Below are 17,200 nucleotides of genomic sequence, written 5' to 3' on the forward strand. Positions count from 1 at the left end.
CCCGCGGCGCGCGTAGGCTCGCCGCATGACCGACATCCTGCCGCTGCTCGTGATCGCCGCGGTGATCGCCGGCATCCTGGGCCTGCTGGCCCGCCTGGCGGTCGTGGTGCGCCGCCGGGGCACCGCGGGCGCGGCGCTCACGGCGGCGCTGGCCGCACACGACGAGGCGTTCAGGATCACCGCGCACGAGGCCCATGCGGAGATCCAGGCACAGGCCGACCGCAAGGCCCCGCTGCTGTCGCCGGACGGCCCCTGGCCGAAGCGCACCCCGCTCCCGCCCCGACGCCGCCCGAGCCTCCTCACCCGCGCGGCCCGCCGCACCCGCCGCCGGGGCGGCGGAGGCGGCCGGAAGCCGTAGGGGATGGGGGATGGGCGGGCGCCGTGGTCGTGGCGGTGGCCACGGGCCGGGCGCCGTGGCCACGGGCCGGGCGCCGTGGCCACGGGCCGGGCGCCGCGGGCCGGGCGCCGCGGTCATGGCCGTGTCCGTGGGCCGAGTACCGCGGTCATGGCCGTCGCCACGGGCCGGGCGCCGTGGCCATGGCCGTGGCCACGGGCCGGGCGCCGCGGTCATGGCCGTGGGCGAGTACCGCGGTCATGGCCGTCGCCACGGGCCGGGCACCGTGAGCCATGGCCGTGCGCCATGCGCGGCGGGGCCGTGCGAGGGACGCGGTCGGCCGTGCGACGTGGACCGGGGGCTGTCAGGCCGCGCCTGCGGGCTGTGGGCCCGCGGGCTCTGGGCCGCGGGCCCTGTGCCGGGCGCCGTATGGCCCTGCGACGTGGGCGCGCACCGTGAGCCGTACGACGTGGACCGCGGGCTGTCAGGCCGCGGACTGCGGGTCGAAGGGGCGCAGGCCGCGGGCTCTGGGCTGTGGGCCGTGGACTGGCGGCCGCGGGCTCTGGGCCGGGGCCGTCAGGTCGGCTGACCGGCGGGCGCCCCGGGTTCCGTCAGCCGCGGCGCATGCGGGCCGCGCGGGCGATGGCGACCACGGCCTTCTCCAGCGCGTACTCCGGGTCGTCACCGCCGCCCTTGACGCCCGCGTCCGCCTCCGCGACCGCGCGGAGCGCCACGGACACCCCGTCCGGCGTCCATCCCCGCATCTGCTGCCGCACCCGGTCGATCTTCCACGGCGGCATCCCCAGCTCCCGCGCGAGATCGGCGGGCCGCCCCCCACGGGCGGAGGAGAGCTTCCCGATGGCGCGCACGCCCTGGGCCAGCGCGCTGGTGATCAGAACCGGCGCGACACCGGTCGAGAGCGACCACCGCAAGGCCTCCAGGGCCTCCGCAGCCCGCCCCTCGACGGCGCGGTCGGCGACCGTGAAGGACGAGGCCTCGGCGCGGCCCGTGTAGTAGCGCCCGACGACCGCCTCGTCGATCGTGCCGTCGACGTCCGCGGTCAGCTGGGCCACCGCCGAGGCCAGCTCCCGCAGATCGCTGCCGATCGCGTCGACCAGCACCTGGCACGCCTCGGGCGTGGCCGAACGTCCCAGTGTGCGGAACTCCTGCCGTACGAAGCTCAGGCGCTCCGCGGGCTTGGTGGTCTTCGGGCAGGCCACCTCGCGCGCCCCCGCCTTGCGGGCCGCGTCGAGCAGCCCCTTGCCCTTGGCGCCTCCCGCGTGGAGCACGACGAGGGTGATCTCCTCGGCCGGCGCGTCGAGATACGCCTTGATCTCCTTGATCGTGTCCGCCGGGAGGTCCTGGGCGTTCCGCATGACCAGGACCTTGCGCTCGGCGAAGAGCGAGGGACTGGTCAGCTCCGCGAGGGCCCCGGGCTGGAGCTGCTCGGGCATGAGGTCGCGGACGTCGGTGTCGGCGTCGGCGGCGCGGGCCGCCGCCACCACCTCGCGGACCGCGCGGTCGAGCAGCAGGTCCTCCTGGCCCACGGCGAGCGTGACGGGGGCGAGGAGGTCGTCGGTGGAAGTCTTTCTGGTGGCCATCGCGCTCCAGCATCCCACGGGCCACCGACAGCCGGGCCATCGTCGAGAATGTGCACGTGAGCGATGTGAGACACGTACTGGTACTCCCCGACCGCGACGCCGCCGAGGAGGTCGCCGAGGCCCTGCCCGAGCGTTTCGGGCTCGCCGAGGAGCCGCAGCTGGTCCGGGACGCCCTGGCCGGCGAGGACGATGCCGAGGACGCCCAGTGGCTGGTGGTCGTCGAGGACCCGCGGGGCGCGCTCGACCCGGCGGCCCTGGACGCGCTGGCCGCCGAGCACGAGGGCTGGCTGGAGGCCCCCTAGCGGGTCAGCCCTTCTTGGGGACGATCTGGACGTCCAGGTCGATGGTGATGCTGGAGCCGACCGCCGCGATGCCCCGCGCGAGCAGTGTCTGCCAGGTCAGCGTGAAGTCCTCGCGGTGCAGCTCCGTGCTGGCCCGGCAGGCGCACCGGGTCTCGCCCTCCAGGCCGCTGCCGATGCCCAGGTACTGGGTGTCGAGGGTCACCGTGCGGCTGACGCCGTGCAGGGTCAGCGCCCCGGTGACGGCCCAGCGGCTGCCGCCCCGGTGCACGAAGCGCTCGCTGTAGAACTCCATCGTCGGGTACGCGCCGACGTCGAGGAAGTCGCTCGACCGCAGGTGGTCGTCGCGCATCTGCACGCCGGTGTCGATGGAGGCCGCGTCGATCACGACGTGCATGGCCGACTGCTCCATGCGCTCGGCGATCCGGATGACCCCGGCGAAGCCGTTGAACCGGCCGTGGATCCGGGCGAGCCCGATGTGCCGCGCGGTGAAGCCGATCTGGGAGTGCGACGGGTCGATCTCCCAGTCGCCCGGCTCGGGGAGCTGCGGCTGCGGGGCGATCTGGAGCATCAGGTCGCCGAGGCCGGCGTGCCCGTGCTCGGTGACGACGGTGGTGCCGTGGTACGGGGTGTACCCCTCGGCGGTGACCGCGAGCCGGTACTCCCCCGCCGGCACCGTCGCGAGCACGCTGCCGTACGGGTCGGTCTCCCCCGCGAGCACCTTGCGGCCGGCGGTGTCGCTGACCACGAACTCGGCCTGCCGGACCGGCTCGTGGACGGGGTCGAGGACCCGGCAGCTCAGGACGCCCGCCGACGCCGGGACCGTGAGCCCCGCGAGCGGACCGCCTCGGGCCGCCGAGGCGCCGCGCTTGCCGAACAGACCACCGAACATTTTCACGTACCCCCGGGCAAACCGCTGACCTTCGCTCTTCAACGAAGGTTCATTCGATCACTCTTGCGACGTTCGAGGCAAACGGCGCAAGTGTTACCGGGAGTCCGAAGTAAAGGTTCCACTTACACGTGTGAATCGTGCGGCTCCGCTTCTCGGCCCAGCTGCTCCTCCCGCGCCGGGAGTTCACGCAGCCGCGGCAGCGGCGAGGGCAAGAGCCACAGCACGGCGAGGGCCGCACCGCCGGTCGCCACCCAGAGCGTGGGGTGCGGCCCCAGGGTCGTCCCGAGCAGGCCGCCGGCGAGGGCGCCGAGCGGACGGAAGCCGTGGTTGAGCGTCCGGAAGGCGCCCATCACCCGGGCCCGGATCGCGTCGGGAATCACGGCCATCTGATACGAGCCGGCGGCGATGTCCACGACCATCACCCCGGCGCAGGAGACGAACTCGGCGAGGAACAGCAGCCCGAGGACCAGCGGCAGCGGTCCGCCGGCCAGCGGGATGAGCAGCAGCGGCACGGTGAAGCCGATGAAGCCGACCACGATCGACGGGCCGATGCCGATCGCCCGGGTCACCGCACCGCCGCAGGCCGCTCCGGCCAGACCGCCCACGGCCCCCGCCGCGAGCACGGCGCCGAGCACGCCGGGGCTCAGGCCGAGTTCGGTCGTGGCGTAGAGCACGAAGAGGGTGTGGAACATGAAGTTGAAGAACTGGACCGTCCCGGAGGCGGCGAACAGCCCGCGCATCGAGGGGTTGCGCACCACCCAGCGCAGTCCCTCGGTGAAGTGCCCCCGCTCGACCTTGGCGGGCGGCGGCTCGACCGGGTCGATCCGGGTTAGGTACCCGGCCGAGACGAGGAAGGTGAGCGCGTCCGCGACCAGCGCGAAGGGCGCGGTGAACAGCTGCACCAGCACACCGCCGATCCCCGGGCCCGCCAACCACGCCATCGAACGGCTGCCGTTGATCAGCGAGTTGGCCTGCACATAGCCCTCGGTGGGCACCAGCGCCACGAACAGTGTCGTGTTGCACACCTCGAAGAGCACCGTGAGCGCGCCCACCCCGAAGGCCACCGCATAGAGCTGGCCCAGCGTCAGCACGTCGAGCAGATAGGCGACGGGGAGGGACAGGAGCAGGGCCGCCCGGCCGAAGTCGGCCGCGATCATGGCGCGCCGCCGCCGGGTCTGCCGGTCGGCCCATGCGCCCAGGGGCAGGTTGAGCAGCAGCGCGGCAGTTCGGCCGTCTTGAGCCAGCCCATCTCGGCGGCGTCGGCCCCGAGCACGACCACGGCGGCGAGCGGGAGCGCCATCAGCGAGATCTGGTCGCCCACGGACGAGACCGTCTGCCCGGCCCAGTACCGCCGGAAGGACCGTTCACGCAGCAGCGCGGGTATGCGCGCGGCGATCGCCATCACTCCCCCGCCCCGTCACCCTGGCCGCCCATCTCGCGGTCCACGAAGGCGATCCTCAGGACGGCCACGGGAAGGGAGCCCTCCGGGCGCCGGGCGGGATCGGCCTCGCGCTCCTCGTAAGGGCGCAGCAGCTCCTGCACGCGCCGCCCGAGCTCGGTCAGCTCCCCGGGGGTGAGGTGCAGCAGCGTGTCGTCGAACTGCTCGGCCTCCCGCCACTCCGCCGGCAGCGCCTGGCGGCGCCCCATCGCCTTCAGGACCCGCTGGAAGTGCAGCTCCGTCGCCGCCGCGGTGAGGGCGTCCGCCGCCTGGGCGACCGCCGCGTCCTCACTGTGGTCCGGCCACGCGGTGAACCGCGCGGTCGCCCGCCACGGCTTCTCCCGCCCCTTGCCGCCCGGGGCCTGCTCGACGAGGCCGTACTTGGCGAGCATCCGCAGGTGGTACGAGCAGCTGGCCACGGACTCGCCGGTCAGTTCGGCCGCCCTGGTGGCGGTGAACGGGCCGTTCGCGCGCAGCAGGCCCACGAGGGTCATCCGGGTGGGGTGGGCGTAGGCCCGAAGGGCGCGGGGATCGGTGAGCTCGATGCTGTGGGACTGCTCCTGCGGCTGCTCCGTCATGATGTAAACGTATCTTTAGAAAGACTCCTTTACAAGGATTTCTTTAGAAGGCTGCATGGGCCATGAGCCCCCGCCCCGCCCCCGTCACCGCGATGGCCCCGTCCCGGTCCGTGCTCAGCACCGTCGCCCCACCGGCCCGCAACGCCTCCACCGTCAGCGGCGAGGGGTGCCCGTAGGGGTTGTCCCGGCCGGCCGACACCAAGGCCAGCCGGGGCCGCACCGCCCCTATCAGCCCCGGGTCCTGGTAGGCGGAGCCATGGTGGGCGACCTTGAGCACGTCGACGGGCGGCAGCGCCGGATACGCCCGCAGCAGGCCCCGCTGGGCCGGAGGTTCGAGATCCCCGAGCAGCAGCAGGGTGACCCCGCCCGCCGCCCGGACGAACAGCGTGACGCTGGCGTCGTTGGGCCCGGCCTCCCCAGCCTCCCCTCTCTCGCCGGACTCGCCGTGCGCGCCGGACTCGTAGGACCCTCTGGGGTCCCCGAGCGCCCCGGGGTCCCCGGGCGCCCTGGAACCCACCCACCGGCCCGCCCCGCCCGCCGCACGAGGGCCGGCCCGCGGCCACAGCACCCGCCACTCCAGCGGGCCGAGGGCACGCCGCTCCCCCGCCACGGCCGGCACCACGGGAACGCCCGCCGCCGCGGCCGTCCTCCGAACGAACTCCGCCTGCTCCGGCGGCTCGGCGAGCCCGGTCGTCTGGATCGCCCCCACCGCCCGGCCCCGCAACACCCCGGGCAGCCCCGCGACATGGTCCGCGTGGAAGTGGGTGAGCACGAGCAGCGGGATCCTGCGCACCCCGAGGTCCCGCAGACACCGGTCGACCGCCGCCGGCTCGGGCCCCGCGTCCACCACGACGGCCGTGTCCCCGCCGGCCGCGAGCACGGTCGCGTCGCCCTGGCCCACCTGGCACATCGCGAACACCCAGCCCGGCGGAGGCCACCCGGTCACCAGCCGGGCCAGCGGCGGCGGCCGCACCACCGCCAGGAACAGCAGCACCACGCAGCCCGCCCCGATCCACCGCCGGTACGGCAGCCGCCGCGCGGCGAGCACCACGAGCCCGGTGAGGAGCGCGAGCAGCAGGCCTCCCCACCAGCCGTCCGGCCAGGCCGACTCCGCACCGGGCAGCCCCGCGCCGGCGCGTGCCACCCCGGCGATCCACCCGGCCGGCCACCCCGCGACCCCCGCCACCGCTCCGGCCGCCCCCGGCCACACCGGCGCGAGCCCCAGCGCGGCGAACCCCAGGACCGTGGCCGGCGCCACCGCGGGCTCCGCCAGAACGTTGGCGGGCACCGCCACCAGGCTCACCCGGGCCGCGAAGACCGCCACGACCGGCGCGCACACCGCCTGCGCCGCCAGCGTGGCCCCCAGCGCCTCAGCGATCCGGCCCGGCACCCTGCGCCTGCGCAGCGCGTCGCTCCACCGCGGGGCGATCGTCAGCAGCGCGCCGGTGGCCAGGACCGACAGCAGGAAGCCGTAACTCCGGGCCAGCCACGGGTCGTAGAGCACCAGGACGAGCACCGCCGCGGCGAGCGCGGGGACCAGCGACCTGCGGCGGCCGGTCGCGACGGCCAGCAGCGTGACGAGCCCGCAGGCCGCCGCCCGCAGCACGCTCGGATCGGGTCGGCACACGACGACGAACGCGAGCGTGAGACCGCCCCCGCCCAGCGCCGTGGCCCGCAGGGAGATGCCGAGGCGCGGGGCGAGACCGCCGCGCTCGCTCAGCTGCGCCGTGCCGGGCCTGCCGATCAGGAGCAGCAACACGAGTGTCAGGTTCGACCCGGAGACAGCCAACAGATGAGTGAGATCGGTGGCCTCGAAGGCCTCCTCGAGATCCGGTCCGATCCGGGAGGTGTCGCCGACCACCAGGCCCGGCAGCAGCGCCCGGGCGTCCGGTGCGAGGCCCTCCGTGGCCCGCCGCAGCCCGGCGCGCAGCCCCCCGGCGGTGCGCTGGAGCGCGCTCGGCGGGCCCGTGACACGGGGCGGTCCCGTGCTGTCCGCGCGCAGCACCGCGGCGAACGGATCGCCGGCCCGGAGCGGCAGCGCGAGCCTGCCCGTCACCCGCAGCCGGGTCGACGGCAGCAGCCCGAGCCACTCCCGGCGCCCCTCGCCGGGCGGGACCACGACCAGGACCGGCGCCCGGGTACGGTGCAGCGCGCCGTTCCGGCTCTCGACCCGCACCACCTCGCCCTCCAGGACCACCGAGACGGGCGCCGCCCGGCTTCCGCTGAGCTTGGGTCGGGTGAGCCGCGGATCGGAGCCCACGACCACCTCCGCTCCCACCCGCGCCCCGTCACGGGCGAGCCCAGGGACCGGTCCGCGCCGCAGGTCGGCCGCGTGCAGCCCGCCGGACGCGGCCCCGGCGGCGACGCAGAGCAGCGCCCCCGCGCAGGCGGTCGCCCGCAGTCCGCGCCGCCCGGCCGGCCCGACCAGCAGCACGGCCCCGGCCAGGCAGAGCAGCACCCCCGCCACCGTCCACCAGCCGACGGCGCCCACGGCGAGGGCCGCCCCGGCCCATGCCGCCAGGGCCGGAGGCACGAGCCGCAGGTCGGCAGGACCCTCGTCCCAGCCCACGAACACCTTGGCGCCGTCACGGACACCCGGCCTCATGGCCGCACCAGCGGTTCAAGGTCGGCGAACCGGCGGTCGCCGATCCCGTCGACCTCGCGCAGCTCGTCCACCGAGCGGAACCCGCCGTGTTCCACGCGGTGTTCCAGGATGTGCCGGGCGAGCACCGGGCCCACGCCCGGCAGCGAGTCGAGCTGCTCCACGGTCGCCGCGTTGAGGCTCAGCGGCTGCGCCGGCCCCGACGGCCCCGCGACCCCGACCCCGGTCCCGCTCGCCGCAGCCGCCGGGACCCCGACCACGACCTGCTCGCCGTCCATGAGGACCCTGGCCCGGTTGAGGCCCGTCAGATCCGCCCCTCCGCGCACCCCGCCCGCCGCGCGCAGGGCGTCGGCGACCCGGGAGCCCGCGGGCAGCGTCAGCACCCCCGGCCGGTGCACCTTGCCGCCGACGTCCACCACCACCACGGGCGCCGACGGGGCCGCGGCCGGCGAGGCCTCCGGCCCGGAGAGGGAGGGCCCCGCCCCGAGCACCGGGGGGGCGGCGCCCACCACCTCGGGCGCCCTGACCTGCTGGGGCCGTCCCGTCCAGAAGAACGCGCCCGCGACGCCCGCGGCCACCACGAGGATCACGGCGAGCGCGGCAAGCGACCGCGGTTCGAGTCCGCACCGGGACTGCACCCACAGCGGCAGCCGCTCGCGTAATGCCATCCAGAGCCGCTCCCTCCTCGGCGGAGGCTGCGGAGGTCGCGGAGCCGGTTCCGGAGGCGGAGCCGGTGGTGGCGGCAGGAGCGGCGGGGTGGGCGCGCCCGATGGCGCCGCCGCCGGGAACAGCGCGTCGCCCCGGTGACGTACCGCTGTCGGAACCCGTCCGGCCGCGTGCCGCGCCCGGGTCCGCCGCCTGTCCCTCCCGTCCGAGCCCGGAGACCGGCCGGGGCCGCTGGTGAGTCCGGCGCGGGTGCGGCGGCGGGCCGTTGCGATGTCTGTGCGAAGAGTCATGAACGAGACGGTAGGCGGATTCCACACATCGCGCCGAAAGGCCTCAATTCCGGTGGATGACCGCCAGGTTGTGGAAAACTCCACCACCCTGACGGGGGATACCGCGACCCGTCAGCGCGGCGAGACGACCACCGCGAGCAGCCCCGGCCCCGTGTGCGCGCCGATCACCGCCCCAACCTCGGTGACCTGAAGCTCCTCGATGCCCGGCAGTCGGCCGCGCAGCCGCTCGGCCAGCGCCGCGGCCCGGTCCGGTGCGGAGAGATGGTGGACGGCGATGTCGACGGGCCCGGCGCCGGCCCGCTCGACCGCGATCTCCTCCAGTCGCGCGATCGCCTTCGAGGCCGTGCGCACCTTCTCCCGCAGCTCGATCCTGCCGCCGTCCAGCTCGAGCAGCGGCTTCACGGCCAGCGCGGACCCGAGCAGCGCCTGAGCCGCCCCGATGCGCCCGCCCCGGCGCAGATAGTCGAGGGTGTCGACGTAGAAGAAGGCCGAGGTCGCCTCGGCACGCTTCTCGGCGGCCGCGGCGGCCTCGTCGAGCGAGCCGCCCGCGTCGGCCACCTCGGCGGCGGCCAGGGCGCAGAAGCCGAGCGCCATCCCCACCATCCGGGTGTCGACGACCCGTACCGGCACGGGGGCGTCCTTGGCGGCCACCACGGCGGCGTCGTAGGTACCGGAGAACTCGGCGGACAGATGCAGCGAGACGATGCCGCGGGCCCCCGCCTCGGCCGCCGCGCGATAGGCCGCGGCGAAGACCTCGGGGCCGGGCCGCGAGGTGGTCACCGCGCGCCTCTTCTGCAGCGCCTCCGCGAGCGAGCGGGCCGAGATCTCGGTGCCCTCCTCCAGCGCACGGTCGCCGATGACGACGGTGAGCGGGACGGAGGTGATGGCGTGCCGCTCCATCGTCCGGGGTGACAGATAGGCCGTGGAATCGGTGACGATCGCGACATGCCGGGACATGAGCGGGAGGTTACCCGCAGGGGCCGGGGCTCGGCAGCCCGGCCCCCGTGGCGCTCAGGTGGTGGTCTCCGGCCGCGCGGCCTTCTCCCACGGATAGGGCGTCCGCACGGGGTCGGCACCGGTGATCGAATGCGGCTGCTCCGCCGCCGCGGATCCCGCGCCCGCCCGGGTCTGCCCCCGGTCGGCGCCCGCCGCCGGAGCACCCGCCTCGGGCCGTGCCGAGCCGGCCGCGCCGGGCTCCTGCCCCGCGACGCCCGTGCCCTGGGGGTCGGCACCGGTCCAGTGGCGCAGGGCGCCCGCCTCCATGTCGATCTGCGCGCTCAGCGAGGACAGGTCGTCCTGCGCGAACCGGTGGGCCCGGTCCCGGGCCGCCCAGCGCAACGAGTCGGCGGAGTGGGTGATCTGCTCGGTGCGCCGGCGGAGCTCCGCCAGCTGCGAACGGACGCGCATCTTGTCCGGCTCGCGTTCGAGCCGCCTGAGGTCCTCGTCCAGCTCCCGCCCGTGCGCGCCCAGGCGGTGGAACAGGTCGAGGGACTCCTTGAGGGAGGCGTCCTCGGCGACGCCGGCGTGCAGCGCTTCCTGGGTGGCCCGCATCGAGGTCCGCAGCGAGAGCCGCAGCTGCGCCAGCTCGCCGGCCACGCCGGTCTGCCCGAAGCTCTTGGCCCGCAGGGTGGTGTCCTCGACCGTGCGCCTGGCCTGGTCGATCGTGCGGTCGACCCCGCGCTTGGCCGCCTTCGCCACCTTCACCGTGGCGTAGACCCCGAGCGCCACGAAGGCGACGAAGAGCAGCGCCATGATCGTGATCGCGGCTTCCATGTGCCTCGCCCCTCCGGCCTCGGTTGTGGTTCTTCCACGGTAAACGGAAGGGGCAGGCCGACGGTTCCAACGGAACCCCCAACCTGCCCCCACCGTCCCCCTAGGGGACGTCGAGCATCAGGCGACGATGTTGACCAGCTTCGGCGCGCGGACGATCACCTTGCGGATCTCGGCACCGCCCAGCGCGGCGACCACGTTCGCGTCGCCCAGCGCCAGCGCCTCCAGCTCCGCGTCGGTGATCGACGGGGAGACCTCCAGGCGGGCCTTGACCTTGCCCTTGATCTGCACGACGCAGGTCACGGTCTCGTCGACCACGTAGGCCGGGTCGGCGACCGGGAAGTCCTGGTGGACGACCGAGTCGGTGTGGCCCAGGCGGTGCCACAGCTCCTCGGCGATGTGCGGGGCCAGCGGGGCGACCAGCAGCACCAGCTGCTCGGCGACCGGGCGGGACAGCGCGCCACCCGACTTGGTCAGGTGGTTGTTCAGCTCGGTGATCTTCGCGATGGCGGTGTTGAAGCGCATCGCGGCCATGTCCTGGGAAACCCCGTCGATGGCCTTGTGCAGGGCGCGCAGGGTGTCCTCGTCGGCGGGCGTGTCGACGACGGTGGCCTCACCGGTCGACTCGTCGACGATGTTGCGCCACAGGCGCTGCAGCAGCCGGTACTGGCCGACGACGGCGCGGGTGTCCCAGGGGCGGGAGACGTCCAGGGGGCCCATGGCCATCTCGTACAGGCGCAGGGTGTCGGCACCGTACTCGACGCAGATCTCGTCGGGGGTCACCGCGTTCTTCAGGGACTTGCCCATCTTGCCCAGGACGCGGCTGACCTTCTCGCCCTCGTACCAGAACGCGCCGTCACGCTCCTCGACCTCGGCGGCCGGGACGGCGATGCCGCGGGAGTCCCGGTAGACGAAGGCCTGGATCATGCCCTGGTTGTACAGCTTGTGGAACGGCTCGGCCGAGGAGACGTGGCCCAGGTCGAACAGGATCTTGGACCAGAAGCGGGCGTACAGCAGGTGCAGCACGGCGTGCTCGGCGCCGCCGACGTACAGGTCGACGCCACCGGTCGGCATGCCCTCGCGCGGGCCCATCCAGTACTGCTCGACGGCCGGGTCGACCAGCTTCTCGTCGTTGTGCGGGTCCAGGTAGCGCAGCTCGTACCAGCAGGAACCGGCCCAGTTGGGCATGGTGTTGGTCTCGCGGCGGTACTTCTTCGGACCGGCGCCGTCGCCCAGGTCCAGGGTGACGTGGACCCAGTCCTCGTTGCGCGACAGCGGGGTCTCCGGCTGGGTGTCCGCGTCGTCCGGGTCGAAGGTGCGCGGCGAGTAGTCCTCGACCTCCGGCAGCTCCAGCGGCAGCATGGACTCGGGCAGCGGGTGGGCGACGCCGTCCTCGTCGTAGACGATCGGGAAGGGCTCGCCCCAGTAGCGCTGGCGGCTGAACAGCCAGTCGCGCAGCCGGAAGTTGACGGTGCCCTCGCCGATGCCGCGGTCGGCCAGCCAGGCGGTGATCTTCTCCTTGGCCTCGACGACGCCCAGGCCGTTCAGGTCCACGTCCTCGTTGGCGGAGTTGACCAGCTTCGCCTCGTACGAGGAGAAGGCGTCCTCCCACGTGGACGGGTCGGTGCCGCGGTCGTCCGAGGGCTGCACGACGCAGCGCATCGGCAGCTCGAAGGCGCGCGCGAAGGCGAAGTCGCGGGCGTCGTGCGCCGGGACGGCCATGATGGCGCCGGTGCCGTAGCCCATCAGGACGTAGTCGGCGATGAAGACGGGGATCCGCTCGCCGCTGACCGGGTTGGTCGCGTACGCGCCGGTGAAGACGCCGGTCTTCTCCTTGGCCTCGGCCTGGCGCTCGACGTCGGACTTGGCGGCGGCCTGCTTGCGGTAGGCGTCGACGGCCTCGGCCGGGGTGGCGTGGCCGCCGGTCCACACCTCGTGGGTGCCCTCGGGCCAGGCGGCCGGGACGATCTTCTCGACCAGCTCGTGCTCGGGGGCCAGCACCATGTAGGTGGCGCCGAACAGGGTGTCCTGGCGGGTGGTGAAGACGGTGATGGCTCCGGTGTCACCGACCTGGAAGTCGACGCGGGCGCCCTCGGAGCGTCCGATCCAGTTGCGCTGCTGCAGCTTGATGGCCTCGGGCCAGTCCAGGGCGTCCAGGTCGTCCAGCAGGCGGTCCGCGTAGGCGGTGATGCGCATGTTCCACTGGCGCAGCTTGGCCTTGAAGACGGGGAAGTTGCCGCGCTCGGAACGCCCGTCGGCGGTGACCTCCTCGTTGGCCAGGACGGTGCCCAGGCCGGGGCACCAGTTGACCGGCGCGTCGGAGGCGTAGGCCAGGCGGTACTCGCCCAGGACGTCGGCCCGCTCGACGGCGCTCAGGGCGTTCCAGTCGCGGCCGCCGGGGACCTCGCGGGTGCCGTTCTCGAACTGCTCGACCAGCTCGGCGATCGGACGGGCCTTCTCGGCCTCGGCGTCGTACCAGGAGTTGAAGATCTGCAGGAAGATCCACTGGGTCCAGCGGTAGTACTCCGGGTCGATCGTGGCGAACGACCGGCGCTTGTCGTGGCCCAGGCCCAGCCGGCGCAGCTGGACCTTCATGTTCTCCATGTTGGCCTCGGTCGACACGCGCGGGTGCGTGCCGGTCTGCACGGCGTACTGCTCGGCCGGCAGGCCGAATGCGTCGAAGCCCAGGGTGTGCAGGACGTTGTGCCCGGTCATGCGCGCGTGGCGGGCGAAGACGTCGGTCGCGATGTAACCCAGGGGGTGGCCGACGTGCAGGCCCGCGCCCGAGGGGTACGGGAACATGTCCATGATGAACTTCTTGGGGCGGGCCACCACGGCCGCGTCCCCGGCCAGGTCGCCGGTGGGGTTCGGGGCCTCGTAGGTGCCCTCGGCGTCCCAGGCGTCCTGCCAGCGTGCCTCGATGTCGGCGGCCATGGCCGCCGTGTAGCGATGCTGGGCCGCCGTCTCGGCAGCCGTGTTGATCTCGGTCATGATCCTTGAAGCTCCATCGATCGTCTCTGCCCACTGCCAGCAACTGCCACGAAACGAAAAAACCCCTCGCACAGGAGGGGGCGCCGCGCCGATGCCGACCGGATCTTCATCCGTCGGGACTGATCAGCGCGGCTCGCTAAGCAGAAGGCGTACGGCACGCATGGCGCCAGGGTACCGCAGGGCCCGCGCGGGCCGCATCGACGTTCCAAGGAGCGGCGCCACGGGAAACACGGGCGAGGCGCGTGCGGGGGGGGGGACGCGAAAGACAGCAGCAAAAGAAGAAGCGGGCCATCCGATCCGGATGACCCGCTTCTCTTCTGTGGAGCTAAGGAGATTTGAACTCCTGACCCCTTGCATGCCATGCAAGTGCTCTACCAACTGAGCTATAGCCCCTTGTCGTTCATCCCCGCTTCGGTTTCCGTTTCCGTTTCCCTCGCGGCGACAGACAGAACATTAACCGGCTCCTCGCCGGATCACCAAATCGGTTCCCGGGAGGCCCGAGCGCTGCGGGTAGGGTCGCCCCCTGTGACCGACCCCGTGCTTGCCCGATCCCCCGCCCGCCGATGGCCTCTCGCCACCGCCGCGGCCGTCTGTCTGCTCTCGTTCGCGGCCTTCTGGGTGGCCCAGCGCCTCGCCCACGTGAACATGCTCGACGTGATGGTCTACCGGGCCGAGGGCGAGACGCTGCGGGCCGGTGGCGACCTGTACGCGATGCGGGCCACGTCGGCGAACCTCGCCATGACCTATCCCCCGTTCGCGGCGCTGCTCTTCCTGCCGCTGACCCTGGTGGGCGTGCCGCTGATGCGGACGCTCACGACCGCGGGGAACCTCCTCCTGGTGGTGGCGCTGGTCCAGCTGTCGCTCCAGCTGGTGCGTCCGGCGCTGTCGCGCGCGGGGTCCCGCGCCGATCTGTGGCGTACGACACTGTGGGTCGCCGCGATCGTGGTCTGGTGCGAGCCGGTGTGGACGACGCTGCGGTACGGCCAGATCAACCTGCTCGTCGCGGTGGCGGTGCTGTGGGATCTGACACGCCGCGCGGGCCACCGATGGGCCGGCCTGGGCATCGGGCTCGCCACTGCGGTGAAGCTCACTCCAGGGCTCTTCGTTGTCCTGCTGCTCGTCGCGGGGCTGCTGCTGTGGCGCCGCGACCGGGGCATGAACCAGTGGCTGCGTACGGCGCTGACGGCGACCGGGGTCTTCCTCGCGACGACGCTCGCGATGGCGGTGGCGCTGCCCGCCGACTCCAGGACGTTCTGGACCCGGACCCTGTTCGAGACCGGCCGGGTCGGCCATGCCGAGGAGACCGCCAACCAGTCCATCAGCGGCGTCCTGGCCCGGCTGATGCACACGGACGCGCCGGGTCTGTGGTGGGTGGCCGCGGCCGCTCTCCTGGGCGGGGCGGCGATGCTGGTCGCGGTCCGGGCAGCCGTACGGGGCGACAAGGCGGTGGCCGTGGTCGTCACCGCGTTCACGGCGCTGATGATCAGCCCGATCTCCTGGTCCCACCACTGGGTGTGGTGCGTGCCCCTGCTGATCCTGCTGTACGACCGGACCGGGCGCCTCTGGCCGGCGACGGGAGTCGTGGCGCTGGCCTTCGCCTCGTTCGCGCTGTGGTGGGTGCCGCACGACCCGGGGCGCCCCGAACTGGAGCAGAACGCGGGCCAGATGCTGCTCTCGGCGGTCTATCCGCTGACGGCGACGGCGGTGTTCGCCGGATACCTGCTCGCGCGTCGGCGCCGTGCGGCCATCGAGGCGGGTCCGGCCGCGGCGGGCGTCTCGGTGCCTCCGGCCCGCCGGGCTGCGCAGGCGGCGGGGCGGGCTTCGGGGCAGGCCGCGGTGCAGGGCCCGGACCGGTCCTCGGCTCAGGCCGTCGCGAAGGAGTAGAACCGCTTGAGGGTGCAGTGCTCGTCGAGGAGCCGGCCGTAGATCGGCTCCCCCTCGAGCTCGCGGTAGGTCTCGATCGGGTCGCCTTTTATGATCAGCGCCCGCGCGCACTCCTCGCACCAGTACTGGTACTCGGGGTTGATCGGGTCCATGTCCCGGACGATCGGCGTACCGCTGCCGCACCAGTCGCACTTCCGCCTGTGTGCACCCATCGCTCAGCTCCGGCTGTGACGGTGGGGCGTACACACCTGGGACACACCCGGCTCCGCGACGGCATCGGCTCCGGTCCCCTCGGCACCGTCCACGGCCATGCGCGCTCCCTCCCGTCCGGACCCACGTCCCCCTCCGGCGGTCCGATTCTGCCATGGCCCCGCAAGGGGGTCAGCGCCCTCGCCGGACGAGCCCCGTGGCGGCGCCCACGAGCGCCGTCGCGGCGAGCGCGAGGGCGCATACCCAGAGCGCGTCGGCCGACGCGCGCGCCCCCGGCGCGCTGATCCCGCCCAGGTAGAGGGTGCCGAAGGCGGCGACGCCGATCAGCTGGCCGAGTTGCGTGACGGTGGCGAGCAGCCCGCTGGCGTCGGCCGCGTCCTGCGGGCGCACGGTCGCCAGGGCGCCGGTGAGGGCGGGGCTGAAGGCGAGGGCGAGGCCGACGCCCATGACGCACAGCACCGGATAGAGCGCCCAGCCGCCGTCGCCGCCGTCCCGCAGGACGCCGGCCACCGCGAGCGAGGCCGCGGCCGTCAGCAGGAAGCCCACCGGGACCAGGAAGCGCTGCCAGGAGACCGGCCAGCGCCGCCAGGTGAGGCCGACGAGCCCGAAGACGGCGGCGGTGGGCCCGAAGGTGAGACCGGCCCGCAGGGCGCTGTGCCCGAGTGCCCCCTGGAGGTGCAGGGTGAGGGTGAACAGGAAGCCCGCGTTGACGCCCATGACCGCGGCGATCCGCAGGACGGCCCGTCCGATGCCGGGAACGCGCAGCACGCGCGGGGCGATGAGCGGGTCCCCGCCGCGCCGGGCGAGCCGGGCCTCGTACGTGCCGAAGGCGGCGAAGAACAGCGCGGAGCAGCCCAGCGAGAGCCAGGTCCACAGCGGCCAGTCCGCCTCCTGTCCGAGGACCAGCGGGACGGTGAGCAGGGACACGGCCGCGGCGAGCAGCAGCAGACCGGGCAGGTCGAGGGGGCGGGCCCGCTCGGGCTCGGTGCGGGCGTCGCGGGGCAGCACCTTGGCGCCGAGGACGAGCAGGACGAGGCCGATGGGCACGTTGACCAGGAAGACCGGCCGCCAGCCGGTGCCGAACAGATCGGCGCTGACCAGGATGCCGCCGGCGACCTGTCCGGCCGCGGCTCCGGTGGCGAGGACGGCCGAGTAGGCGCCGAGCGCGCGCACCCGGCCCTCCCCGGTGAAGTTGCGCTGGATGAGGCTGAGCACCTGAGGGATCATCAGCGCCGATCCGGCGCCCTGCACGATCCGGAACGCGATCAACTGCCCGGTGCCGGCGGCCAGTCCGCAGGCGAGCGAGGCGGCGGTGAACAGGGCGAGGCCGGCCAGGTACATGCGCCGGTGGCCGACCAGGTCGCCGAGCCGGGCACCGGTGATGAGCAACACGGCGTAGGCGATCGCGTATCCGGCGACGACCAGCTGGAGTCCGGCGCCGGAGGCGGAGAGTTCGAGGCGGATGGTGGGAGCGGCGACGTTGACGATGAAGACGTCGAGCAGCGCCATGAACTGGGCGGCGAGCACGACGGCGAGCAGCGGGCGGCGGCGATTGTCGGTGCCACCGTCTTTACTGAGTACGGGACGTGTTGTGGTCGTCGTCATACGAGGAGCGTGACGGCGGTCCGATACGGGTAACGAGAGC

General features: G+C 73.8%; 15 protein-coding genes and 1 tRNA gene. 3 read left to right on the forward strand and 13 right to left on the reverse strand.

The window, feature by feature from the left end; all coding sequences use genetic code 11:
* Window positions 1-25: 25 nt before the first annotated feature.
* Window positions 26-358 (forward strand): hypothetical protein, encoded by a 333-nt coding sequence (locus ACH414_RS05380; protein ID WP_382543730.1) that lies wholly within the window; start codon window positions 26-28, stop codon window positions 356-358.
* A 587-nt stretch (window positions 359-945) separates the two neighbouring features.
* Here the strand turns inward: ACH414_RS05380 and holA are convergent.
* Window positions 946-1,935, reverse strand: a complete 990-nt coding sequence (holA, locus tag ACH414_RS05385) for a DNA polymerase III subunit delta (protein ID WP_382543733.1) — start codon at window positions 1,933-1,935, stop codon at window positions 946-948.
* A gap of 56 nt (window positions 1,936-1,991) precedes the next feature.
* Between holA and ACH414_RS05390 the strand changes: the two genes are divergently transcribed.
* A complete protein-coding gene (locus ACH414_RS05390; protein WP_382543736.1) occupies window positions 1,992-2,237 on the forward strand; it encodes a hypothetical protein in 246 nt (81 codons plus the stop codon).
* A 4-nt stretch (window positions 2,238-2,241) separates the two neighbouring features.
* Here the strand turns inward: ACH414_RS05390 and ACH414_RS05395 are convergent, their stop codons facing one another.
* From ACH414_RS05395 to ACH414_RS05440, 10 genes are all read right to left on the reverse strand, one after another.
* Entirely contained in the window at window positions 2,242-3,126 is an 885-nt protein-coding gene (locus ACH414_RS05395; protein ID WP_382543738.1) for a YceI family protein, read from the reverse strand.
* A 122-nt stretch (window positions 3,127-3,248) separates the two neighbouring features.
* Window positions 3,249-4,370: an MFS transporter gene (locus ACH414_RS05400; protein WP_398941123.1), complete on the reverse strand. Its 1,122-nt coding sequence runs from the start codon at window positions 4,368-4,370 to the stop codon at window positions 3,249-3,251.
* Window positions 4,280-4,528 (reverse strand): hypothetical protein, encoded by a 249-nt coding sequence (locus ACH414_RS05405; protein ID WP_398940834.1) that lies wholly within the window; start codon window positions 4,526-4,528, stop codon window positions 4,280-4,282. The genes ACH414_RS05400 and ACH414_RS05405 overlap by 91 nt, the downstream gene beginning before the upstream one ends.
* Window positions 4,528-5,142, reverse strand: a complete 615-nt coding sequence (locus ACH414_RS05410) for a winged helix-turn-helix domain-containing protein (protein WP_382543744.1) — start codon at window positions 5,140-5,142, stop codon at window positions 4,528-4,530. Before ACH414_RS05410 ends, ACH414_RS05405 begins: the two co-directional genes overlap by 1 nt.
* Before the next feature lie 43 nt (window positions 5,143-5,185).
* Window positions 5,186-7,747, reverse strand: a complete 2,562-nt coding sequence (locus ACH414_RS05415; protein WP_398940835.1) for a ComEC/Rec2 family competence protein — start codon at window positions 7,745-7,747, stop codon at window positions 5,186-5,188.
* Entirely contained in the window at window positions 7,744-8,412 is a 669-nt protein-coding gene (locus ACH414_RS05420) for a helix-hairpin-helix domain-containing protein (RefSeq protein WP_386564181.1), read from the reverse strand. Before ACH414_RS05420 ends, ACH414_RS05415 begins: the two co-directional genes overlap by 4 nt.
* A gap of 399 nt (window positions 8,413-8,811) precedes the next feature.
* Window positions 8,812-9,657, reverse strand: a complete 846-nt coding sequence (locus ACH414_RS05425) for a DegV family protein (RefSeq protein ID WP_382543753.1) — start codon at window positions 9,655-9,657, stop codon at window positions 8,812-8,814.
* 54 nt (window positions 9,658-9,711) lie between these two features.
* Window positions 9,712-10,473 (reverse strand): hypothetical protein, encoded by a 762-nt coding sequence (locus ACH414_RS05430; RefSeq protein ID WP_398940836.1) that lies wholly within the window; start codon window positions 10,471-10,473, stop codon window positions 9,712-9,714.
* Window positions 10,474-10,590: 117 nt separating this feature from the next.
* Entirely contained in the window at window positions 10,591-13,461 is a 2,871-nt protein-coding gene (gene leuS / locus ACH414_RS05435; RefSeq protein ID WP_382543759.1) for a leucine--tRNA ligase, read from the reverse strand.
* 320 nt (window positions 13,462-13,781) lie between these two features.
* Window positions 13,782-13,854: transfer RNA gene (locus tag ACH414_RS05440), tRNA-Ala, on the reverse strand.
* Window positions 13,855-13,986: 132 nt separating this feature from the next.
* Here ACH414_RS05440 and ACH414_RS05445 point away from each other — a divergent pair.
* Window positions 13,987-15,345 carry a glycosyltransferase 87 family protein gene (locus ACH414_RS05445; protein ID WP_398940837.1) on the forward strand — a complete coding sequence of 453 codons (1,359 nt, stop codon included), beginning with the start codon at window positions 13,987-13,989 and terminating at the stop codon, window positions 15,343-15,345.
* Here the strand turns inward: ACH414_RS05445 and ACH414_RS05450 are convergent.
* Together ACH414_RS05450 and ACH414_RS05455 are read right to left on the reverse strand one after the other, a co-directional pair.
* A complete protein-coding gene (locus tag ACH414_RS05450; RefSeq protein WP_040916346.1) occupies window positions 15,324-15,557 on the reverse strand; it encodes a hypothetical protein in 234 nt (77 codons plus the stop codon). The two genes, ACH414_RS05445 and ACH414_RS05450, sit on opposite strands and share 22 nt — an antisense overlap.
* 169 nt (window positions 15,558-15,726) lie before the next feature.
* A complete protein-coding gene (locus tag ACH414_RS05455; protein WP_398940838.1) occupies window positions 15,727-17,160 on the reverse strand; it encodes an MFS transporter in 1,434 nt (477 codons plus the stop codon).
* Window positions 17,161-17,200: the final 40 nt, after the last annotated feature.

Origin of the sequence: Streptomyces sp. NPDC020422 (genome assembly GCF_044386705.1) — a bacterium.
Taxonomy (GTDB): domain Bacteria; phylum Actinomycetota; class Actinomycetes; order Streptomycetales; family Streptomycetaceae; genus Streptomyces.